The organism is Photobacterium sp. Alg240-V54 (assembly GCF_900537155.1).
GTDB lineage: Bacteria > Pseudomonadota > Gammaproteobacteria > Enterobacterales > Vibrionaceae > Photobacterium.
Window position 1 is genome coordinate 1 of the sequence record NZ_UNRL01000012.1, and the last position, 24453, is coordinate 24453.

Here is a 24453-nt window from a genome sequence, read left to right on the forward strand (position 1 = left end):
AGCTAATCCCACCTGGGCTAATCCTGACGCGAGAGGCCCGAAGGTCCCCCTCTTTGCTCCGAAGAGATTATGCGGTATTAGCTATCGTTTCCAATAGTTATCCCCCACATCAGGGTATATTCCCAGGCATTACTCACCCGTCCGCCGCTCGTCAGCAAAAGAAGCAAGCTTCTTTTCTGTTACCGCTCGACTTGCATGTGTTAGGCCTGCCGCCAGCGTTCAATCTGAGCCATGATCAAACTCTTCAATTAAAGTTTTGTTGTCTCTTTCGAGACGGCTCAATGAATACTGACTTCAAAACTACCTTAGTAATTTTAAAGCTATTACCATTCCAACAGAATGGTAATGAATTGACTGTGCCAAACAATCTTCTCTATAAATAGATTAGGTTATTTGTATTGGTCACTCAGTTCATTGATAAATCTTTCGACTTAACTATTCAACGAGTGCCCACACAGATTGCATGGTCAAATTGTTAAAGAACATCCTGACTTTCGGTAACCGCTTGCGCCGTTGTCCGTGTCAGTGAGGTCGCATTATAGGGGGATTTTATCTGCTGACAACCTTATTTTTATCATTTTTTATCGTTCGCTCAATCATTAACCCATAACTTTGTTTTGTGACAAATAAAACACCTTTCATTATTAATAGTGATGAGTTAAGCCGAATTTAACCCATAAAAAAACGCCTTAGCTCATTACTGCTAAGGCGTTTATTAACGATAATAGGTTATTTTAGTATGCTACTGATAATTAATCTTGCTGAGTAACAATCTTATCGTCAACGACTGATAATACGATTGGTTTACCAGGTATAAACTTACCAGATAACAAATCTTGCGCTAACGGGTTCTCAATATACTGTTGTATTGCACGTTTTAATGGACGCGCACCAAACACAGGATCAAAACCAGCTTCTGAAATTAGTTCTAACGCGCTCTCTTGTACATCAAGCTGGAAATCTTTTTCCGCTAAACGTTTTTCTAAGCGTGCAATCTGAATTGAAGCTATGTGTTTAATGTTCTCTTTACCCAATGGGTGGAACACAACGGTTTCATCAACACGGTTAATAAACTCAGGACGGAAGTGTTGGCCAACAACTTCCATCACTAATGCTTTAATGCCTTCGTAATCCAAACTACCGAAGTTTTCTTGAATACGATCAGAACCTAAGTTCGAGGTCATGATGATCACGGTATTACGGAAATCAACGGTACGACCTTGACCATCCGTTAAACGTCCATCATCTAATACCTGTAATAGAATATTAAACACATCAGGATGCGCTTTTTCTACTTCATCAAGTAAAATAACTGAATATGGACGACGACGAACCGCTTCAGTTAAATAGCCACCTTCTTCATAACCCACATAACCTGGAGGTGCGCCCACTAAACGTGCCACTGAGTGTTTTTCCATAAACTCAGACATGTCGATACGTACCATCGCATCTTCACTATCAAACATAAAATTCGCTAGTGATTTACATAATTCAGTTTTACCAACACCGGTTGGACCTAAGAATAGGAACGAACCGATTGGACGTTGTGGATCAGATAAACCAGCACGACTACGACGAATCGCATTGGCTACCGCTTCAACCGCTTCTTCTTGACCAATAACACGGTTATGTAACTCGTCTTCCATACGCAATAATTTATCACGCTCACCTTCAAGCATTTTTGCAACTGGAATACCTGTTGCTTTAGAAAGCACATCAGCGATTTCGACATCAGTTACTTTATTTTTAAGCAACGTCATATCTTGCATTTCAGCTTGAGCGGCTAAATCAAGTTGCTTTTCAAGTTCAGGAATACGGCCGTACTGTAATTCTGACATCCGATTTAAATCACCCGCACGACGCGCGATTTCAACATCTGTACGCGCTTGCTCAAGCTCGGCTTTAATATGTTGCGTACCTGACAATGAAGCCTTTTCTGCATTCCAAACCTCTTCAAGTTCAGAATATTCACGCTCTTTAATATCTAACTCTTCAAGTAAGTTACTTAGACGTTTTTGACTAGCATCATCACTTTCTTTTTCTAATGCTTGCTGTTCAATCTTTAATTGAATAATGCGACGCTCTAAACGATCCATTGACTCCGGTTTAGAATCAATCTGCATACGAATACTTGAAGCGGCTTCATCGATCAAATCAATCGCTTTATCGGGCAATTGACGATCTGAAATATAGCGATGTGATAATGTCGCTGCTGCTACAATCGCAGGATCGGTGATCTCTACATGGTGGTGAAGCTCATAGCGCTCTTTTAGGCCACGTAAAATAGCAATGGTATCTTCAACACTTGGTTCATCCACCAGCACTTTTTGGAAACGACGTTCTAATGCGGCATCTTTTTCTAAATACTGACGGTATTCATTTAAGGTAGTCGCACCGACACAATGTAGCTCACCACGAGCAAGTGCAGGTTTTAACATGTTACCTGCATCCATTGAGCCTTCGCCTTTACCAGCACCGACCATAGTATGGATTTCATCAATAAATAGAATCACTCGACCATCTTCTTGAGACAGTTCGTTTAATACCGCTTTTAAACGTTCTTCAAATTCACCGCGGAATTTAGCACCAGCGATCAATGAGCCCATATCTAATGAAAGTACGCGTTTATCACGTAAACCTTCTGGCACTTCACCATTAACAATACGCTGTGCTAAACCTTCAACAATCGCGGTTTTACCGACACCAGGCTCACCAATGATCACTGGGTTGTTTTTAGTACGACGCTGCAAGACTTGAATGGTACGACGAATTTCATCATCGCGACCAATCACAGGATCTAATCGACCTTGTTCTGCACGCTCAGTTAAATCGATAGTGTACTTACTTAATGCCTGACGGTTCTCTTCTGCGTTTTGATCATCAACTTTCTGACCACCGCGAATTTGATCTATCGCTTTACCAATCTGATCAGCTTTTAAACCAAGTTCACGTAACAAGTCACCTAACGGGCCTTTGTCATTATCAACAGCGGCCAGAATAAATAATTCAGAGGAAATAAATTTATCGTTGCGCTTTTGTGCCAACTTATCGCACATATTCAGTAACGAGCCCATGCTATTTGATAGCTGAACCTCACCACCAATACCGGTCACTTTTGGAATACGCTCTAATATCTCACCCAAGCGTGAACGCAACTGAGTAGAATCTACATTCAAAAGGGTGAGTAAAGGACGTACTGTGCTGCCTTCTTGGTTTAATAACGCCACCATTAGATGAGCAGGCTCAATATATTGATGATCACGTCCTAGTGCCAATGACTGTGCATCAGAAATTGCAGCTTGGAACTTACTGGTAAATCGGTCAAGACGCATAGGTCCCCCAATAATAAATTTAATAACCTGTTACTAGTTATATGGTAGTTCGTAGGGGTTTTTCAAGGCTCTTAAATCGCAAAATAATGCTGCAAAAAAAACGGGTATATTGTTAACCAATATACCCGCTCATTATTTATCGTATTTTGTATTAATTAACGCAACCAAATCAATGAAGCTTGGCGTCCAGTGACGGCTTGACGACGATAAGAATAAAATAATTCATCATTATTAAAGGTGCAGTATTCGCCACCATAAATTGCGTCGATACCATGCTGTTGTAATCGCTGCCGCGCTAACAGGTATAGATTAGCTAACCACTTATCACCATGAGCAACAAATGCATCCGCCGCTTTAGCATTAACACCAATAAACTGCTCACGTACTTCAGTGCCTACTTCAAATGCGGTTGGACCAATTGCCGGTCCCATCCACGCCATAATATCAGCGGCTGGACAGGAAAACTTAGCAATCGCGTTATCAATGACTCCTGCAGCAAGTCCCCGCCACCCAGCATGAACAGCTGCCACTTCAGTACCTTGCTTATTACACAAGAGAACGGGCAAACAGTCAGCCGTCATGATGGCACAGGCTAAGCCAGGCACACGGGTAAAGCTGCCATCAGCATCAACAACCTCAGTTAACGGCGCCGTTAAATCAATCACAACTGGACTGTGAATTTGATTTAACCATGCTGGCTCTGTCGTTAACCAACAGTGATGTTTCAACAACTGCCGATTTGCCAGCACTGAACTGACATCATCCCCAACGTGCAACCCCAAATTAAGTGCATCATAGGGTGCTGAACTGACACCGCCAAAGCGAGTCGTACTGACCGTTAATACATTATCTGGAGCTGGCCAGTTAGGAATAATGGTCTGCATTAATACATATCTTCGTTATTTTCAACGTTGTCTTTACGTAGAATGTCAATCATCGCTACCATATCGTTAGGTAACGGCGCATGCCATTCCATTAACTCACCGGTAATCGGGTGTGATAGACGTAACATACGTGCGTGCAATGCTTGACGATCAAATGAACGTAAAGCATGAATAAATTGCTCAGATGCGTTACGTGGTGGACGAGGACGACCACCGTAAATTACATCACCAATCAACGGATGGCTCATGTAAGACATGTGCACACGGATTTGGTGAGTACGGCCAGTTTCTAGGCGCAATACAATTCGTGTATGTTCACGGAAACGTTCTGCGACACGATAATGGGTGATCGCATCTTTACCTAATTCATGAACAGCCATACAAATACGCTTGGTTGCATGACGTCCAATAGGTTTTTCAATCGTACCACCACCCGTCATTTGACCGATTGCAAGCGCTTCATATTCACGGGTGATTTTACGTTTTTGTAGTGCGCGCACTAAACGTGTTTGTGCTTGAATAGTTTTAGCGACTACCATTAAGCCAGTCGTATCTTTATCTAGACGGTGCACGATACCTGCACGTGGCACTTCTGCCAATGCTGGATAATGGTGCAATAGTGCATTTAGCACAGTACCATCTGGCGTACCCGCACCTGGGTGAACAACAAAATCACGTGGCTTGTTAATGACTAAAATATCATCATCTTCATAAACGATATCTAGTGGCAGATCTTGTGCAATCCAGCGAACTTCATCTTCAATTTCAGCTTGAATGAAAAGTTCTTCGCCACCCATCATTTTTGAACGAGGTTTATTGTCAATTTTACCATTAACTGAAACCATGTCTTTAAGGATCCACTCTTTGATGCGAGAGCGGGAGTAATCGGGATATAATTCAGCAATAACCTGATCAAGGCGCTTGCCTAGTTGGCTTTCGCTAACTGTATTTGTTAATTCTATTTGCTGTGCCATAACGAACTTTTTTAAAAAGCGTGAGACTAATTGTCATACGCTGCGTAAAATGTACCAAGCTTAATAAAACGATGCTTGATGTAAACTAATATAATGTCATTGTATCTGTTAACGGCTCAGTCCGTAATGGATCGAGCAAAATAAAATTTTTATCAAGGAAACTGACGCCGTAATGAAACGCCTGACAATACCGACTTTACTTGCTGTAGCCTTGCTTTCAGGCTGTTCCAGTACTGAGAAAGTCATTCCTGATGTTCCGCCATCAGACTTATATTCTACTGCCCAGCAAGCATTGCAGAGCGGTAATTGGAATAATGCCATCGAGCGCTTAGAAGCAATGGACTCTCGTTATCCATTTGGCGCTTACTCAGATCAAGTACAACTCGATTTGATCTATGCCTACTACAAAAATGATGATTTAGCGTTAGCACAAGCAACGATTGCACGCTTTTTACGCTTAAATCCAACCCATCCACAAGCGGATTGGGTTATCTATATGCGTGGCTTAACGCATATGGCACAAGATCGTAGCTTTATGCATGACATGTTCAATGTTGATCGTTTTGATCGTGATCCTACCCCTTCACGCCAAGCATTTAGCGATTTTAAATACTTACTGGAACGCTTCCCTGATAGTCAGTATGACGCAGATGCAAAAGCACGTATGGTATTTTTGAAAAATCAATTAGCTGCATATGATCTTGCTGTTGCTGATTTTTATGTACGCCGTGAAGCATGGATTGCAGCTATCAACCGTTGCCAACAAGTACAACGTCTATACCCAGACACTAGCGCTGCGCGTAAATCGTTATTACTTGAAAAAACGGCTTATCAAAAATTGAAACTGGATAAAGAAGTGTCACGCACTGAAGCGATGATTAAACTTAATCCTGTCAAATAACACCCTAAAAACACACCAATAAAAAATGGCAGCTCATTGAGCTGCCATTTTTTTTAATCCTGTTAACAATTTTCACTCGCTGTGGTGAATAACAACGTAATAACAACAAATTGCTCGCGAACAAAAAACACTCAACAACTTGAAATAAAACGAATTAAATCCCTAGTTAGCACTAGCCACCAGCAATCAATATCATCCATACTGCCCTAACTTATCAGTAAATCTCAAGCATTTTTTAGAAACTTTTTTGCAACAAACCCACTTCGATCACATTTTTTTTGCTCAAAAATGACTAACGATAATTGTGTGACACAAGTCACATTATAAGTTGGTATTTTTAGTAATCTGAACTTAACCCAACGAAGGGTAGCAAACGAGGAAGATAAATATGACATTAGAAATCACTGGCAAGAACATCGATATCACCCCGGCTATCCGTGAGCGCTTTGAATTTAAATTCGATAAGTTAGAAAAACTTCAAGTACCGCTAATCAAAAAGCATATTATGATTAGTAAAGAACCAAGCAAGCTATTTAAAATCGAAGCTTCTGTTAGCATTGCCGGCGGTCAACTTGTCGCCTCAGCAGAACATGAAGATTTGTTTGGTGCGATCACTGACCTTTACCAAAAGCTTGATCGCCAACTGAAGAAACAAGCTCACAAACCAAATTCACGCCGTGCTAGTCATAGTGAGAAACCAGTACAAGCTGAAGATACCACTGAATATGATGATGAAGTAGAGTTTGATGAAGTATAATCGTTAACGATTAAGAGGATTTAGAACAGCCCTGCTAATGCAGGGCTGTTTGCTTTGTACTTGACAATAAAACCTCCCCTGCCTAATGTGGATTTCAATGCCAACACAATAATATACCGCTTTCATGCTCAAGAGAGCCGATCATAATAGGGATCGCTATGACCGTTAACACACATGATTCATTGGATGATATTCGCCGCAATGTCACTCGTATTGACAATACACTCCTGGCTCTTTTAGCTGAACGTCGCACATTAAGCCTTGAAGTAGCTAAAAGTAAAATAAGTACCGCTAAACCGGTGCGCGATCAGGTTCGTGAACAAGCATTATTATTACGCCTTATTGATGCAGGTAAAGAGCATCAGCTCGATCCGCAATACGTTACTCAACTTTTTCATACCATCATTGAAGACTCGGTTTTATATCAACAAGCCTATTTGCAACGCTTAGTAAATCCTGAAAATGCCTTGCCCACCGCACGGGTATCATTTCTTGGTGCTAAGGGATCATACTCTCACCTTGCTAGTCGTAATTATTTCAGTCGTAAGCAAACTCAGTTAGTTGAAATAAGTTGTAGCTCTTTTCGAGATATTATCAATGAGGTCGAGACTGGCCATGCTGATTACGGTGTATTGCCGATAGAAAACACCAGCTCAGGCTCTATCAATGAAGTCTATGACTTACTGCAACACACCAGTTTATCGATTGTAGGTGAGATTACTCAACCGATAGAACACTGCTTACTAACCGCGGTTGATACTCAACTCGAACAGATTGATACCCTTTACTCTCATCCACAACCTCACCAACAATGCAGTGAGTTCTTACATGGCATGGGGAAAATTAATCAGCAATATTGTTCAAGTACAGCTGATGCCATGCTCACCGTCGCAGAGCTTAAACAACCCAATGTCGCCGCTATTGGTAATGCATCAAGTGGCGAGATCTATGGCTTAACTCCGATAAAAACCAATATCGCCAATCAACAACAAAATTTTACCCGTTTTATTGTGGTTGCTCGCAAACCCGTTAGTGTGACTTCCCTTATTCCAGCTAAAACGACCCTGATTATGTCAACCGCACAAGCGGCAGGTTCATTAGTTGAATGTTTACTGGTACTACGTAACGCTAAAATTAATATGACCAAACTTGAATCTCGCCCAGTAATCGGTAACCCATGGGAAGAGATGTTTTATGTTGATGTTGAAATTAATTTAAAAGATCCACTGATGCAGCAAGTATTAGATGATCTCACGCGTTTAACCCGCTTTATTAAAGTATTAGGTTGCTACCCAAGTGAAAATGTCACCCCAACTGAGGTTGATTTCATCGACTAAGGCCAATTCAACATCGTTTTACTGGATAAAAAAAGCCCGCGAACATGGTCTGTTCGCGGGCTTATTAATATCTATTATATTAAACAGTACTGTCTTTATTTACGTCGAGTCGAATCGTTCGCCTGTCTAAGTAGTCCCTGGCTCTCGACTAAAAAATGTTGAGCATAATCACCAAACCAATGCTCAACCTGACTAAATGCCTGTTTAAACGCTGCTTTATCTTGATGATCTAACATCTCAATTGCTTCCCCAAAACGTTGATGAAAACGTTTAATCATCGCTAAGTTTTGAGGTGCCGACATAATAATATCAGCATATAACTGCGCGTCTTGAGCAAACAAGCGTCCGACCATCGCTAACTCTAATCGGTAGATAGGCGAACTGAGCGACATCAGTTGGTCTATTTTAGGATCTTCTTCTGCTAGATGAACCCCATAAACAAATGACGTAAAATGGCGCAATGCTTGAATTAATGTCATTCCCTGATCATGTTCAATCGCACTAATACGATTTAATGATGCGCCCCAAATCTGAATCTGCTCCAACAACCATTGGTAACTTTCAGGGTTACGGCCATCACAGTAAACAACCACTTGCTTGGCTAAACTTGGAATATCAGGACCAAACATTGGATGTAAACCAACTACAGGTCCGGAGTGCACTTCTAACATTGCTTGCAAAGGACCACTTTTGACTGAAGTCAGATCAGTAAGAATACAATCCTCAGGCAGCTGGCCTAACTTAGCAATAATGGTTTCCGTCATATGAATTGGGACAGAAACAACCACCATTCCAGCGTCATGTAAGATTTCATCAGCACGATGCCAATCATCACGGCCTAAAATACGCACCTGATAACCAGATAACTCAAACATCCGTTGAAATAATTGCCCTAATTGACCATGACCACCAACAATCACAATCGAACGCAATTGCGGGTTAAGACACTTAAAGCCTGAATCATTCTCACTTGAATATGACTCACGCATGGTTCGCCGTAACACGTCCTCAATAAGATCGGCTGGAACCCCTTTTGATTCCGCTTCTTGACGACGAGATGCCAACATTGCCGCTTCACGATCAGGGGCATAAATAGGTAATCCATGCTGGCTTTTAACTACCCCAACTTGTTCAACTAACGCTAAACGGCGAGCTAATAACTCCACCATTTGACGATCAACATCGTCGATTTGATCTCTTAATAGGCTTAACTCAGCAACCATGACTTTTGACATCCGTATTTATCCCGTTGCAACTATAGTGCAAAGGGTTATTTAATTCTATTTTGTAAAAAAGGCACTAACTCTTGATGTGCTTGGCGTAATAGCTGTTCAGTGGTATCCCAGCTAATACATGCATCAGTAATCGACACCCCATAAGCCATATCTTTTAACGGCAAATCAGCACTTTGATTGCCCTCATTAAGGTGACTTTCAATCATTAAACCAATAATAGAACGATTACCTTCACGAATTTGATGAATGGCATCGGTTGCCACTAATGGCTGACGACGATAATCTTTCAAAGAGTTAGCATGACTGCAGTCTATCATTAACGAAGGCATAAGACCTGCTGCTGTCATTTCGTTTTCACATTCAGCCACAGAGACAGAATCGTAATTCGTCTGTTTACCACCACGTAAAATGACATGACCATCTGGGTTACCTTGGGTTGCTAACAAGGCCACTTGACCATCAGGGTTAATACCCATGAATTTATGCCCAGAAGCGGCCGCTTGCATTGCATTAATTGCGGTCGCTAAACTTCCATCGGTGCCATTTTTGAAACCGACAGGAACTGATAAGCCACTTGCCATTTCACGGTGCGTTTGTGATTCAGTGGTACGTGCACCAATCGCAGCCCAACTGAATAAGTCACCTAAATATTGCGGACTAATCGGATCAAGCGCTTCCGTTGCAACCGGGATCCCCGCTTCAACCAAGTCAATCAATAGTTGGCGTCCAATATGTAGCCCTTCTTCAACTTCAAATGAACCATCAAGGTAAGGATCATTGATTAATCCTTTCCAACCCACTGTGGTACGTGGCTTTTCAAAATACACCCGCATCACAATATAAAGTTGATCATCAAGCTCTGTTGCAAGTTGCTTTAATTTTTCGGCATAGACTTTTGCTTGTTCAACATCATGAATAGAGCAAGGCCCACACACGACTAATAAGCGATGATCACGTTGATGAATAATATTGGCAATGGTTTGACGAGATTGTTCAATAAAGGCCAGTGCTTCGTTAGAGACTGCCATCTTTTTTTTCAATTGAGCGGGGGTAATGAGTACTGACTCTTCCGCAATATGAATATTATTTAAGCCATCTTTTTCCATGAGTCATCCCTGTAAGTAATAGATATTCTTCCACCAACATAACAATTGCAGCACCATCATTGCAATAACTTGTAAACATAAAATGCCATTTGTAAATTTTTATTTACAATGTGTGCTATGGCAATACTAAAGCTAATAATGACTGACTTATCACTGCCCATTAGAAGAGAAAATACCCCAACAGCTATACCACATAAAAAATGTGCCTATGTTAACAGATCTCGTTATTCACCATTAATGAATGTTAATGCATATCACATTCATAACATTATCTTAAGAAGCAAAAAAATGAAACCACTACACTAGCCGCTAACTGCAATTACGCGATTTTTATTAAGTCACCATCTGAGATAGCGAGAAGATATATGACATGGTTTTTACTTTGTGTAGCAGCCTTAATTGGCGGTTATTTTATTTATGGCAGCTTTATTGAAAAAGTATTTGGTGTTAATACTAACCGCCAAACACCTGCCTATACCAAACAAGATGGTGTTGACTATGTTCCCATGTCCAACAGCAAGGTCTACTTAGTACAATTATTAAATATTGCCGGCGTTGGACCGATCTTTGGTCCGATTATGGGCGCGCTATACGGCCCTGCAGCGATGTTATGGATTGTACTTGGCTGTATTTTTGCAGGCGCAGTCCATGATTATTTTTCAGGCATGCTTTCTGTTCGTAATGGTGGCGCTTCAGTACCGACACTCACTGGCCGCTACTTGGGTAACGGTGCAAAACATTTTATGAATATCTTTGCTATCGTACTGTTACTGCTTGTTGGGGTGGTATTTGTATCAGCTCCGGCAGGAATGATCACTAATCTGATTAATGATCAAACTAGCCTCAATGTCTCAATGACGACCATGGTAGTGATTATTTTTGCTTACTATATTTTAGCGACCATCGTACCCGTTGATAAAATTATTGGCCGTTTTTATCCTTTCTTTGGCGCATTACTGATTTTTATGTCTGTCGGTTTAATCACCGCGATTGGCATTTCAGATGAACATGAATTATTAGGCGGTTTTGAAATCAGCCACATGTTCACCAACATGAACCCTAATGACTTACCATTATGGCCAGCACTGTTTATTACTATAGCTTGTGGCGCGATTTCAGGCTTTCACGCCACTCAATCACCGTTAATGGCACGTTGTATTGAGAATGAGAAAAATGGCCGCTTTATCTTTTATGGTGCAATGATTGGTGAAGGTATCATCGCTCTTATCTGGTGTGCGCTAGCATTATCATTCTTTGGCTCTATTGAAGCATTATCTGAAGCGGTAGCCAATGGTGGCCCAGGTAATGTGGTTTATAGTTCGTCATTTGGACTATTAGGCGTCTTTGGTGGCATTATTGCGTTTCTTGGGGTAGTCATTCTACCGATTACTTCTGGCGATACCGCTTTCCGTTCAAGCCGTTTAATTTTGGCTGAATATTTCAATATGGATCAAAAACCATTACGTAATCGCTTATTAATGGCAATGCCACTGTTTGTATTAGGCGCAATTTTAACTCAAGTCGATTTTGCTATTATTTGGCGTTACTTTGGCTTTGCTAACCAAACCACAGCCGTAATGATGTTATGGACGGCATCCGCCTATCTACTCCGTCTTGATAAGTTACATTGGGTAGCCACTATCCCTGCGATGTTTATGACTACGGTTTGTATTTGTTTTATTCTTAATAACGATCAACTCGGCTTTGGCTTACCAATGACGGTCTCAACGATTATCGCTATGATTGCAACCAGCGTTATCACGGTGATGATCATCAAAAAATCACAAGGTAAAGGCGTGATTGATATTGATGCTGATGAAATTGAGCCAACCAGCACCCCCTTATCATCAAAAAGCTGATATTCAGAGCGAATATACAGAATAAGTGCATCAACAAAACCAGTGCTCGCCACTGGTTTTTTATTAGCTTAATTTATCGCTACTCTCTGATTTACAGCCAAAAAAAAGCCCACCATGAAGGTGGGCTTTTTGATAAACGTCAGACGCTTATTATTTCTTAGTAAGCTTCTCGCGGATACGTGCTGATTTACCAGAACGCTCACGTAGGTAGTACAACTTGGCACGACGTACTGCACCACGACGTTTAACAGTAATGCTGTCAACTACTGGAGAGTGAGTTTGGAACGCACGCTCAACGCCTTCACCGTTCGAGATTTTACGAACAGTAAATGCTGAATGTAGACCACGGTTACGGATTGCGATTACAACGCCTTCAAAAGCCTGTAGACGCTCACGATCACCTTCTTTTACCTTAACTTGAACAACAACAGTGTCACCTGGTGCGAAAGTTGGTAGGTCTGTTTTTAGCTGCTCTTGCTCAAGAGCTTTAATGATGTTACTCATTTGGTATATACCCTAGAATAAACTGATACTAATTTAATTAAATGCTTGCTTTATATTCGCGAATAAATTCCGCGAGCAAGAATTCCTGATCGTCAGTCAGAGCTAGGTTTTCCAGGAGCTCTGGTCTTCTCAGCCATGTACGGCCCAACGATTGCTTTAATCGCCAGCGACTAATCTCTTTATGATTGCCAGACATTAATACCGCAGGTACTTCTTGTCCGTCCAACAATTCAGGTCTGGTGTAATGAGGACAATCTAACCAACCATTTGCAAAAGAATCTTCTTCTGCTGACGCAAAATCACCCAGTACGCCCGGAACAAACCGAACCACTGCATCAATTAGCGTCATAGCTGGCAATTCGCCACCCGTTAACACAAAATCACCGATAGACCATTCTTCGTCTACCTCTTGTTGAATAATGCGCTCATCAACCCCTTCATAGCGACCACAAATAAGAATCAGATTCTCATTTTGAGCCAACTCCTCAACACCAGCTTGATCCAGCTTACGGCCTTGAGGTGAAAGGTAGATTACTTTAGCCGAACCTTTTGCAGACTTTTTAGCTGTATGAATGGCATCGCGCAAAGGCTGCACCATCATTAACATGCCGGGTCCACCACCGTACGGTCGATCATCCACCGTCCGATGTTTGTCGTGCGTAAAATCACGAGGATTCCACGTATCAACAGTCAAAAGGCCTTTTTTTACCGCCTGGCCTGTTACCCCAAAATTGGTAATGGAAGAGAACATGTCAGGAAAAAGACTGATTACTCCAACCCACATATGTTCACTCGCTTAATTTACCTAGAGGTTAAAAGTCAGGATCCCAGTCAACTTCGATCCGCTGAGCAGTGCGATCAATCAACTTGATGACCTGCTCATCGAGGAACGGGATTAAACGTTCCTTCTGTCCGAAAGCATCTTTTAGATTCGCCTTTACAACTAACACATCGTTTGAACCTGTTTCCAGGATATCAGTGACTTTACCTAGGTCGTAACCTTCGGTTGTAACAACTGACATACCAAACAATTCACGCCAGTAAAATTCTTCATCTGACAGTGCGGGTAGTTGATCAGCCAAAACTGCTACTTCAGCATTAGTGAAAACTTGAGCATCCTCGCGAATGTCCATGCCTTCTAGCTTAGCAACAAGACCTTGGCCGTGACGTTTCCATGATTCAACATGGATTTCTTTCCACTCACCTTTGATTTTAATCATCCAAGGAGTGTAGGAAAAGATACTTTCAGATTGTTCGGTGTAGGAAAAAACTTTGAGCCAACCCTTGATACCGTAGGTGGCACCCAGTTTACCGACAATAATGTGGTCTTGGTCTTTTATACTCATCGTTTTTCTCTGTACCTAATTAGCACTAATTAAGCTGCAGTTTTAGCTGCGTCTTTGATTAGTTTAGCTACACGGTCAGTCGTAGATGCGCCTTGACCTAACCAGTGGTTTACGCGATCTAGATCTAAACGTAAACGCTCTTCTTGACCCTTAGCTAGTGGGTTGAAGAAACCGATTTGCTCGATGTTTGCGCCGTCACGTGGAGCACGTGAGTCAGCAACAACGATTTGATAGAATGGACGCTTCTTAGCGCCGTGACGTGCCAAACGAATGGTTACCATATCGTCCTCTTTGCATTACTGTAAAATAAATGACCCCGCTATAATAACGAGGTCCGTGCCAAAATAAAGCCTCGGAATTTTACCCTTTGGAGCGGCGAATGCAACTGCTTTAGTTACTTTTTCACCGTTTAAGTAGAACAAAAGCTTTAAAACCATTAAAAATCAGACTATTAGCGCCCTGGGAACATACCGCCACCAGGCATCATGCCTTTCATTTGGCGCATCATATTCTTCATTCCGCCCTTTTGCATCTTTTTCATCATCTTTTGCATCTGGGTAAATTGCTTCAATAGACGGTTTACATCTTGTACTTGAGTACCAGAACCTGCAGCAATACGCTTCTTACGTGAGCCCTTAATAAGCTCTGGTCGAGCGCGTTCACCCTTGGTCATTGAGTTAATGATAGCTTCCATTTGAACGAAGATTTTATCATCAACTTTATCTTTCATATCACCGGGTAATTGCGACATGCCTGGCAGCTTGTCGAGCATACCCATCATGCCACCCATGTTTTTCATTTGTTGAAGCTGGCTACGGAAATCTTCAAGATCAAAGCCTTTTTTATCTTTAAATTTCTTGGCTAATTTCTCAGCTTCTTTTTTATCAACGTTACGTTCTAGATCTTCGATCAACGATAAAACGTCGCCCATTCCTAAAATACGCGAAGCAACACGATCAGGGTGGAATGGTTCTAGGGCATCAGTTTTTTCACCAATACCTAAAAATTTAATTGGTTTACCAGTAATGTGCCGTACAGATAACGCTGCACCACCACGCGCATCACCATCAACCTTGGTTAAGATAACACCGGTCAGTGGTAAGGCATCATTAAACGCTTTGGCTGTATTCGCCGCATCTTGACCCGTCATGGCATCAACCACGAACAGCGTTTCGACTGGATTTAATGCTTTATGGACATCTTTAATTTCATCCATCATTTCTTCATCGACATGCAAACGACCTGCAGTATCGACAATCACTACGTCATAGAACTTGGTTTTACCGTGCTCTAATGCAGCTTTTACAATAGTTAGTGGTTTTTGCTCAACCGTTGATGGAAAGAAATCCACACCGACATCAGCAGCAAGCGTTTCTAGCTGCTTGATTGCCGCAGGACGGTAAACGTCGGCAGAAACTACCAAGACTTTCTTTTTATCACGCTCTTTTAATAGCTTACCTAGTTTACCAACACTGGTCGTTTTACCCGCACCTTGAAGGCCGGCCATTAAGATCACTGCCGGTGGTTGGCAACTTAAATCAAGCGCTTCATTACCTTCACCCATGACAGCTTCAAGCTCAGCTTGAACAATCTTAATAAACTCTTGGCCAGGAGTAAGGCTTTTTGATACTTCAGTACCAACAGCGCGCTCTTTTACACGCTTAACAAATTCACGAACGACAGGTAACGCAACGTCGGCTTCGAGTAATGCCATCCGAACTTCACGCAAAGTATCCTTTATATTGTCATCCGTAAGACGACCACGGCCGCTGACATTTTTTAGCGTTCGCGATAAACGCTCGGTTAAATTTTCGAACATGTGGTGCTACTCGCTCGTTACGCAACTCAATCAAAAATTGCAAAATTATTAAAATTGCTACAAGTATACCGCAAAAAAGCTTGGTCTTTCATGTAAACCCACAGCTCTTTTTGGGATTACATTGGCGACGAAGGTTTGAGCAGGGTATAATTGCTGCTTCTAAATATTAAAAATAGCTATTCGTTACTAAAGGAGCTATCTGGTTGACTATGGACATGCTAATTGCCATCCCTGCAGTATGCTTTTACATCATTGCATTACTGCTTGTTGTTCCAGGGCTTACCAGCAATAACGGCATTAAAACCCAACCGGTGTTTATTACTGCCATTATTGCTATTGCCTTACACTTGCTATTACTTAAGGATCTTATCCTTGGAGCATCAGGTCAAAACCTTAGCATCCTTAACGTTGCATCACTGATTAGCGTTATTGTTGCCAGTTTAACCACGTTTGCAATATTAAAAATGCGGATTTGGTTTTTATTGCCGGTTGTTTATAGTTTCGCCGCGATTAACTTATTTGCTGCCACTATGCTACCGGGTGCTTTTATTACCCATTTAGAGGCACAACCGCAAGCGTTAATCCATATTTCTCTGGCATTGTTCTCATATTCAACCTTAATGATAGCGACACTGTACGCATTACAACTGGCTTGGCTTGATCATAAGTTAAAGCGCAAAAAAAGCTTACAGATTAATCCTAACATTCCACCATTAATGATGGTAGAGCGCCAACTTTTCAAGATCATTATTGTTGGTTATGGTTTATTAAGCGTCACTTTAATTAGCGGCTACTTTTTTATTGGCGACATTATTGCTCAAGGCAAAACCCATAAAGCAGTCTTATCCTTGCTTGCTTGGATTATTTACAGCGTATTGTTATGGGGTCATTACCGTCAAGGATGGCGCGGACGTAAGGTTGTTTGGTTTAGCTTAGCCGGTGCATTTTTACTGACATTAGCCTATTTCGGTAGCCGTTTTGTCAAAGAAATTATCATTGGTAGCTAGTTAAGCTACAACGACGAATTTTATTGCTACACTTGTTTTTATAATTACTACTGTTTTATACATTATTGTTAGTTATTCAATAACTAACAATACTTAGTTAATCTGTTAAGGACTGCCCCTTTGGACCAAATTTCCACAGGCTTATTATTTGCTTTACTCGCTCTTATGATCATCATTTCAGCTTACTTTTCAAGCTCTGAAACCGGAATGATGACCCTCAATCGCTATAAGTTACGCCACCTTGCTAGCCAAGGCCATAAAGGGGCTCAACGGGTTGAGAAACTTCTTTCACGTACTGATCGTTTATTAGGCTTAATTCTGATCGGTAATAACTTAGTTAATATTATTGCATCGGCAATTGCGACCATTATTGGTATGCGTCTCTATGGTGATGCGGGTGTGGCTATTGCAACCGCAGTGTTAACTATTGTTATTTTGGTATTTGCAGAAGTAACACCAAAAACCGTCGCTGCTCTACACCCAGAAAAGATATCTTACGCAAGCAGCGTATTACTAAATATTTTAATGAAGTTACTTTACCCATTAGTGTGGTTTGTTAATGGCATTACTAATGGTTTCTTGTTTATTCTAGGGGTGAAAAAAGATTCTGATAACGCTTCAAACATTAACTCAGAAGAGTTACGTACTATTGTTAACGAAGCAGGTTCTCTGATCCCTCGTCGTCACCAAGATATGCTGCTCTCTATTCTTGATCTAGAAAACGTGACAGTGGAAGAATTAATGATTCCACGTAATGAAATAGCAGCCATTAATGTCAATGATGATTGGAAGTCAATTGTACGTCAGTTAAGTCACTCTGCACATGGGCGGATTGTGTTATATCGCGACAGCATTGATGAAGTGGTTGGTATGCTACGCGTACGTGAAGCTTACCGTTTAATGATGGATAAAAATGACTTTAGTAAAGAAAATTTATTACGCGCAGCGGATGAAGTCTATTTCATTCCAGAAGGCACACCATTAAATATTCAATTATTAAAATTTCAACGCAATAAAGAGCGTATTGGCTTAATTGTGGATGAGTATGGCGATATTCAAGGCTTGATCACTGTTGAAGATATTCTAGAAGAGATCGTTGGCGAGTTTACTACTTCTATTGCGCCAACACTGGCAGAAGAAATTACCCAACAAAAAGACGGTAGTTTATTGATTGAAGGTAGTGCCAATATTCGTGATTTAAATAAAAGCTTAAATTGGCAGCTTCCTACCGATGGTCCACGCACATTGAACGGTTTTATTCTTGAACATTTAGAATATATTCCCGAAGAAAATGTCAAAGTCGACATTGCTGGTCACAAAATAGAAATCATTGATGTTGCAGATAATATGATTAAATTGGTTAAAGTGTTGCCCACACACAGCACCACTCAAATTAATGCTGAAACTGACACCGAGCAAACACCTCAATCGTCAAGCACCCATTAACCAAAGATCTATCTCAATAAAAAAGCCACTCAGTAATTTTTCATACTGAGTGGCTTTTTTTATGCTTAAAGCAACCGCTTATTTAACCTGCAATTGCTGTAATATCGTATCTGGCAGCGCCAGAGCATCATTTTTATTAACCTCGATACCTACATCAATAATCGCTGTTGCAATTGCTTTGGCTTCATCGAGTGAGTGCATATTATAAGTACCACATTGATACTCATTGAGCTCAGGGATCTGCGCTTGAGTTTCAACCGCTAACACATCTGTCATTGCCGCTAGCCATGCGCTGGCAACCTGTTGTTCTGTCGGTGAACCAATTAGACTCATGTAGAAACCAGTACGGCACCCCATAGGTGAAATATCAATAATTTCGACCGTGTCAGAATTTAAATGCTGACGCATAAATCCAGCATACAAATGTTCTAAAGTATGAATACCACGCTCACTGAGAATTTCAGCATTGGGGCGACAAAAACGCAAATCAAACACGGTAATAGTGTCACCGCTAGGGGTTTGCATGGTCTTTGCGATCCTGACTGCAGGTGCATGCATTTTGGTATGATCGACAGTAAAGCTATCAAGTAATGGCATTGCTTACTTCTCCTTGTCTAAATAAAAATAACGCCTAGCACTTCCGTTATATAGTGCTACTTACAACTAACCTACCACCAACTTTTATTGGCATCGAGCTCTTTTCGGCATTGCTTTAACTGCCAACCGTAATTTTTCGATTGCTGTTCAACCTTACGTGCAACTTTCATTAGCCACGGTTTACGGCGATAGGTGCCACGCTTATAACCACCACGTCCATCGTGATAGGCTAGATACTGAGCATAGGCATTCCATTTAGAAATACCTAATTGACGTTGAGTTTCATGGGTATACCAGCCAATAAATTGCATCGCATCACCAAAGTCACTGCGTGAGCCACCATGGCCAGTATGCTTTTGAAAGTCAGACCAAGCTGGATCTTGCGCCTGTGCATAACCATAAGCACTACTTACTCGACCCCAAGGAATAAAACCCAACATATAATCTTTCGGTGGCAACGCATCGTGACGATAACTACTTTCTTGTTTCATAATCGCCATCGCAACATTTATTGGCGTGCCCCACTTTTGCTGCATATCAACAGCATCTTCATACCAATCTGGATATTGTCTAAATATACTGCATAAATTTGATTGATTGCTTGGTGGCGGTGTTGCACAACCACTGACAATCACAGTTACAACAGTCAGCATCAACAACCGTACACGTAATCGCATTATTGTTCCTGTCTTATAACAATGAATATAGATCAAAAAAAAAGCTGACACTTAACAGCGCCAGCTTCATACCATAACTTATTAGCTGAGGGTTGGAATCTCCACATCAACATCAGCAAAATAGTCAGCGAGAAAATCATCAAATGATAATGTATCACTTTGTTCTATTTGACGTTGCTTGATCACTGAGGCTGCAACTTCTTGCTCAAACGTTGCTTGATCATAAAAACGGAAATCTTGCTGAGCCAATTGTTTTGCATGCTCGGTCGCATAATGATCACCAACTGCACCAATCCCTTGCTTAGCTTTAATTTGTTCAAGTAATTTAGCTGAAAACGTTAACTGTGGATCGTTGATCCAGCTTAGTAAACGCTGACACGTTTGCTGATACTTGCTATCGCTATGAAGCTTATCCATGGTAATTGCAACCTGCTCAAGCTCTGCAAATACACGTTGACCCCATGTTTTTAGCAGTAACTCTTCACCATCGCAGCCAATTCTTAGCTCTAATTGTGGGTTACGGCCATCAACAACCACTTTATTCCAATTATCACGCCAACACGCTAATTCACAATCATTCATCTCAGGTGATGGGGTTAATACCGCCCAAGTTAAGAACAAATCAAGAAAACGCACTTGGTCTTCATCAATACCGATTGGGCTAAATGGATTAACGTCTAACGAGCGCACCTCAATATATTCTACTCCTGCTCGCTTTAATGCTTCTGATGGCTTTTCACCACTTTTAGCAACACGTTTAGGTCTTATTGGTGCATAAAGTTCGTTTTCAATCTGTAATACATTACTATTAAGCTGTTGACGTTTACCATCAACAATCACACCTAATTTCGCAAACTCTGCTGATGGAGTATGAATTGCGCTATTTAGTCCAGTAAGGTATTGCTCAATATTATTGAATCCAATTTTTAGCGAGCTTTGCGCATTATTGGTATAACCTAAATCACTCAATCGCAGTGCTGTTGCATTCTCTAAAAAGTAAGTTCCTTTACCCACTTTTTCAAAAGAATCTTTCAAGGCTTCGTTTTGAATAAATGAGCCACATAATGCTGGAGATGAACCAAACAAATATGGAATTAGCCATCCGAAACGGTAATAGTTTCGAATTAATGCAAAATAGGCATCAGACACTGAATCTTGGCGCTGTAGCTCCGTTTGCTCACCAAACAAGCCATCCCAAAATGCATCAGGAAATGAAAAGTTAAAGTGTACGCCAGAAATAATCTGCATCACGCTACCGTAACGACGCTTTAGTCCTTCACGGTAAAGGGTTTTCATTTGGCCGCTATTAGAACTACCGTATTGGGCTAACTCTATATCGTTTTGATCACCAACAAAACATGGCATAGACATCGGCCATAAGCGCTCGCCAGCCATATGGCTTAAAGAAAACTTATGGATATCGTCTAATTGTGCAAGTAGATCATCAACATCACGTGAAACAGGGGTGATAAACTCTAACAATGATTCAGCAAAGTCAGTCGTGATCCACTTGTTAGTTAGCGCTGAACCTAAAGCACTTGGATGTGGTAATGAAGATACTTTTAAATCTTCTGTTATGCGCAAAGACTCACGCTCAAGACCGCGCCCTAACTGTGTTAAGGCTTCTGGGTTATTAGCAACCTGTTGCAACCTTTCGGAAAAAGTCATGAAGGCCATACTCATTTTTATCCAATTGAAGAAAACAGGGTAATCATTATTAACCACGATTACCATGCTTTATAGTATTAATAATTGTGAAACATAGTTACTACACAGTAACAGCCATTACTTAATAAAAGCTGTTACTGTGGTGAATTTTTACTGATTCAGAGCTAATTGATGAATTGGTAAACCTAAGCTCTTTAATTGCGGCAATAATGTCTTCGCATCACCGACAATAATGATTTGATAATCTTGCGGGTTAAACCACTTCTGCGCCAAATTATCCATTTCTGCTTTGGTTATTGTCGCCACAATATGATTGCGTTGAGCGACAAAATTAGGCGCTAAGTTATAGCTTAAAATAGTGCCGAGTAACGCCGCTTTTTTAGATGGCGTTTCATAGCTTAACGCATCTTGCTGACCGACTGCTAACCGCATAAATTTCACTTCTTTAGCCGTTAATCCACTCTTGCTAATGCGCTTTAATTCAGCCATAAATTCTTTTATCGCAGCTAAAGTGGCATTAGCACGTACCTGCGCATAGAAACTTGCCATACCAATTTCACGGCCTCCGGTTAAATAACCGCCCGCACCATAGGTATAGCCTTTATCTTCACGTAAGTTTAAATTTAAACGACTATTAAAATTACCCGCTAAATTAAAGTTCGCAAGTTGAGTTTTAAATAATTCTCCTGTTGCGTCATAGGCCATCCCCTGACGGACTAAACGCACCACTGTTTGCGGCGCATGAGGCTTATTGACTAACCAAATAGCTTGTTGTGATAACGTCGGCAATGTCGGTGTAATTAATGTTGGTTTAGGCGCTCCTTGCCAAGCTGCTAATGGTGCGAGATCTGTGTGTAAGTTAACTTGTTTAATATCGCCTACCACCACAATATCTGCACCATTTGGAGTGTAATAACGCTGATAAAATCGCTTAACATCTTGCAATGTAATCGCGTTAATAGACGCCTGAGTACCTTCTGCTGGACGACTAAATACAGTGCCTTTAAACAACACATCACGCGTGGCTTGATTGGCTAACCATTCTGCACTTTGATGTTCATAAACAATGCCTTCTAACATTTGTTTTTTCAAACGCTTGAAATCAGACTCTGTAAATTTAGGCTGTAATAATCGCTGCTCAAATAATGCTAATGTTTGTGGTAAATTTTTGGTCAGCGTCGTTAATGAGATGGTCGAGTTATACAGTCCTGCATTGACGGTAATATGACTTCCCAAAGTATCTAACTGAGATGCCATCTGCTCTGCGGTTAATTTAGCAGTGCCTTCATTCATCATCGCAGCAGTAAGTTGTGCTAATCCCGCTTTGCCTTCCGGCTCAAATCGACGCCCAGCAGGTACACTTAGTTGTAAAGTAATGGTTGGCGTTTCTTTATATTCGGTACCAATCACTTTAATACCATTAGTTAACGTAAATTCATATAAGCTTGGCATCAACGCTTTTACTGGTGTTGATGCTTGTGGCATTACACTGCGATCAAAGTTATCAGTGACACTACGATAAGCTAAGTCTTTTTCAGCAATTTTATGATGTACAGGTAAGTGGCGTGGCGCAGGCGTAAAGTTTGGCTGTGCAGCCTCTAACTGAAGCTCTCCTTTGGGTACCACACTTAAACTCACACTTGGCTGTTGATATAAATATTTATTATAAGCGGCCATCACGCTATTGGTCGTAACGCGATTAACGTTAGCAAGCTCGGTAGGTAAATAATTAGGATCACCAAAAAATGTTTGATAAGCCGCAAGCTGTGAAACTTTACCTGCTACGCTTTGCAAACCATAAATCGCACTTGCTGCAGCTGAACCTTTGATCTCATCTAATTGCTGCTGATTAATGCCTTGGGTTTTAATGCCATCAACCACCGCCATCACTTTAGTACGCAGCTGTTTTAAATTGCCCTGATTACCACTAGGTGCCATCGCATAGACATACATAGTACAGGCTAATTCAGCACAATCTTGAAAAGCGCCAGCATCGACAGCTGCGCCAGTTTTGACCAATTTTTGATACAGTAAGCTATTAGTACCGCTACCAATAATTTGTCCAAGCATATCCAAAGATGATTGATCTTTCGCCCCCAGATAAGCCGTTGGCCACCCTATCATTAGCATTGGCTGCTGAATATTATCTTGCAGAGTAATAAAGCGATTATGAACTATTTTAGCTGGCTGCTTAGGGGAATTTTTCACTTCAGGGCCACGTGGAATCGAGCCAAAGTATTTATTGATCCATGCCAGTGTCTCGGCTTTATTGATATCACCGCCAATGGTTAACGTCGCATTATTAGGCCCATACCAACGCAGGAAAAAAGCTTTAAGATCATTCACATCAACGCGATCAAGATCTTCAACATAGCCAATGGTTTGCCATGAATACGGGTGGCTACGTGGGTACAGCGCTTCAGCCATTTTTTCATAAATCATTCCATAAGGACGATTTTCAAAATTTTGTGCACGCTCATTTTTAACTGTTGAACGCTGAATTTCAAATTTACGCTGTGACACCGCATCCAATAAGAAACCCATACGATCAGCCTCTAACCACAATACTTTTTGAAGTTGATTCGCTGGAACCGTTTCATAATAATTGGTGCGATCGCGGTTAGTACTGCCATTTAAACTACCGCCTGCTTCTGTGATCAATTTGAAATGTTGCTGATCACCCACATGCTTTGAGCCTTGAAACATCATATGTTCAAAGAAATGAGCAAAGCCAGATTTTCCCTGCTGCTCACGTGCTGAACCAACATGATAAGTGACATCAACATTCACTAACGGATCAGAATCATCAGGTGACAAAATAACCGTTAACCCATTGGCTAATTGATATTTACTGTAAGGTATTACCGCCTTGCCAGGTACCGCTTTTACCTGCTCGATAAACTTAATCCCTTGCGGTAAGTTATCATTTACAGAGCTATGTTCACTCCATTGACTACAACCCGCTAATGATAGCAATGCAGCACTTAAGACCCACTTTTGCACG

Annotated in this window: 20 protein-coding genes and 1 rRNA gene; 6 read left to right on the forward strand and 15 right to left on the reverse strand. The window is 41.2% G+C overall.

The features are described 5' to 3' along the window. The 4 genes from G6R09_RS18195 to rluD form a co-directional block, all read right to left on the reverse strand. Positions 1–251: ribosomal RNA gene (locus G6R09_RS18195) — 16S ribosomal RNA — on the reverse strand; the annotation flags it as partial. Positions 252–752: 501 nt separating this feature from the next. Further along, the gene (gene clpB, locus G6R09_RS18200) at positions 753–3332 is read right to left on the reverse strand and encodes an ATP-dependent chaperone ClpB (protein WP_065168378.1); all 2580 of its coding nucleotides are present in this window, start codon (positions 3330–3332) and stop codon (positions 753–755) included. A gap of 155 nt (positions 3333–3487) precedes the next feature. Continuing rightward, entirely contained in the window at positions 3488–4216 is a 729-nt protein-coding gene (pgeF, locus tag G6R09_RS18205; RefSeq protein WP_065168377.1) for a peptidoglycan editing factor PgeF, read from the reverse strand. Beyond that, positions 4216–5190, reverse strand: a complete 975-nt coding sequence (gene rluD / locus G6R09_RS18210) for a 23S rRNA pseudouridine(1911/1915/1917) synthase RluD (RefSeq protein ID WP_087855070.1) — start codon at positions 5188–5190, stop codon at positions 4216–4218. Before rluD ends, pgeF begins: the two co-directional genes overlap by 1 nt. 172 nt (positions 5191–5362) lie before the next feature. On the opposite strand from rluD, the gene bamD reads away from it, so the two are divergent. The 3 genes from bamD to pheA all read left to right on the forward strand — a co-directional run bounded on the left by bamD (position 5363) and on the right by pheA (position 8185). Then, complete coding sequence (bamD, locus tag G6R09_RS18215; protein ID WP_065168375.1) at positions 5363–6091, forward strand: outer membrane protein assembly factor BamD; 729 nt, start codon at positions 5363–5365, stop codon at positions 6089–6091. A 388-nt stretch (positions 6092–6479) separates the two neighbouring features. After that, positions 6480–6848, forward strand: coding sequence for a ribosome hibernation-promoting factor, HPF/YfiA family (gene hpf / locus G6R09_RS18220; protein WP_163923921.1), 369 nt, complete (start codon positions 6480–6482; stop codon positions 6846–6848). Between the two features lie 158 nt (positions 6849–7006). Beyond that, a complete protein-coding gene (pheA, locus tag G6R09_RS18225; protein ID WP_163923924.1) occupies positions 7007–8185 on the forward strand; it encodes a prephenate dehydratase in 1179 nt (392 codons plus the stop codon). 95 nt (positions 8186–8280) lie between these two features. Here the strand turns inward: pheA and tyrA are convergent, their stop codons facing one another. Next, positions 8281–9408 (reverse strand): bifunctional chorismate mutase/prephenate dehydrogenase, encoded by a 1128-nt coding sequence (gene tyrA, locus G6R09_RS18230; RefSeq protein ID WP_163923974.1) that lies wholly within the window; start codon positions 9406–9408, stop codon positions 8281–8283. A 47-nt stretch (positions 9409–9455) separates the two neighbouring features. Beyond that, positions 9456–10526, reverse strand: a complete 1071-nt coding sequence (locus G6R09_RS18235) for a 3-deoxy-7-phosphoheptulonate synthase (protein ID WP_065168371.1) — start codon at positions 10524–10526, stop codon at positions 9456–9458. Between the two features lie 365 nt (positions 10527–10891). On the opposite strand from G6R09_RS18235, the gene G6R09_RS18240 reads away from it, so the two are divergent. Further along, complete coding sequence (locus G6R09_RS18240; RefSeq protein ID WP_065168370.1) at positions 10892–12385, forward strand: carbon starvation protein A; 1494 nt, start codon at positions 10892–10894, stop codon at positions 12383–12385. A 150-nt stretch (positions 12386–12535) separates the two neighbouring features. On the opposite strand, the gene rplS is transcribed toward G6R09_RS18240, so the two are convergent. From rplS to ffh, 5 genes are all read right to left on the reverse strand, one after another. After that, on the reverse strand, positions 12536–12889 hold the full coding sequence (rplS, locus tag G6R09_RS18245; RefSeq protein ID WP_036793356.1) for a 50S ribosomal protein L19: 354 nt from the start codon (positions 12887–12889) through the stop codon (positions 12536–12538). Between the two features lie 37 nt (positions 12890–12926). Continuing rightward, a complete protein-coding gene (gene trmD, locus G6R09_RS18250) occupies positions 12927–13673 on the reverse strand; it encodes a tRNA (guanosine(37)-N1)-methyltransferase TrmD (RefSeq protein ID WP_061000715.1) in 747 nt (248 codons plus the stop codon). Positions 13674–13701: 28 nt separating this feature from the next. Next, entirely contained in the window at positions 13702–14235 is a 534-nt protein-coding gene (rimM, locus tag G6R09_RS18255; RefSeq protein WP_061000713.1) for a ribosome maturation factor RimM, read from the reverse strand. A 29-nt stretch (positions 14236–14264) separates the two neighbouring features. Further along, positions 14265–14516, reverse strand: coding sequence for a 30S ribosomal protein S16 (gene rpsP / locus G6R09_RS18260; protein ID WP_061000710.1), 252 nt, complete (start codon positions 14514–14516; stop codon positions 14265–14267). 170 nt (positions 14517–14686) lie between these two features. Then, positions 14687–16054, reverse strand: a complete 1368-nt coding sequence (gene ffh / locus G6R09_RS18265; RefSeq protein ID WP_061000708.1) for a signal recognition particle protein — start codon at positions 16052–16054, stop codon at positions 14687–14689. Positions 16055–16263: 209 nt separating this feature from the next. Here ffh and G6R09_RS18270 point away from each other — a divergent pair, with 209 nt between their 5' ends. Together G6R09_RS18270 and G6R09_RS18275 are read left to right on the forward strand one after the other, a co-directional pair. Beyond that, positions 16264–17061 (forward strand): inner membrane protein YpjD, encoded by a 798-nt coding sequence (locus tag G6R09_RS18270; RefSeq protein WP_065168369.1) that lies wholly within the window; start codon positions 16264–16266, stop codon positions 17059–17061. A gap of 120 nt (positions 17062–17181) precedes the next feature. Then, a complete protein-coding gene (locus G6R09_RS18275; protein ID WP_163923938.1) occupies positions 17182–18507 on the forward strand; it encodes an HlyC/CorC family transporter in 1326 nt (441 codons plus the stop codon). 78 nt (positions 18508–18585) lie between these two features. Here G6R09_RS18275 and luxS read toward each other — a convergent pair whose 3' ends face one another. From luxS to G6R09_RS18295, 4 genes are all read right to left on the reverse strand, one after another. Next, positions 18586–19104 (reverse strand): S-ribosylhomocysteine lyase, encoded by a 519-nt coding sequence (gene luxS, locus G6R09_RS18280; protein WP_065168368.1) that lies wholly within the window; start codon positions 19102–19104, stop codon positions 18586–18588. Between the two features lie 71 nt (positions 19105–19175). Then, positions 19176–19781, reverse strand: coding sequence for a hypothetical protein (locus G6R09_RS18285; protein ID WP_065168367.1), 606 nt, complete (start codon positions 19779–19781; stop codon positions 19176–19178). An 81-nt stretch (positions 19782–19862) separates the two neighbouring features. After that, positions 19863–21449 (reverse strand): glutamate--cysteine ligase, encoded by a 1587-nt coding sequence (gene gshA / locus G6R09_RS18290; protein ID WP_163923941.1) that lies wholly within the window; start codon positions 21447–21449, stop codon positions 19863–19865. Between the two features lie 150 nt (positions 21450–21599). Next, positions 21600–24452 (reverse strand): pitrilysin family protein, encoded by a 2853-nt coding sequence (locus G6R09_RS18295; protein WP_163923944.1) that lies wholly within the window; start codon positions 24450–24452, stop codon positions 21600–21602. Position 24453 lies beyond the last annotated feature (1 nt).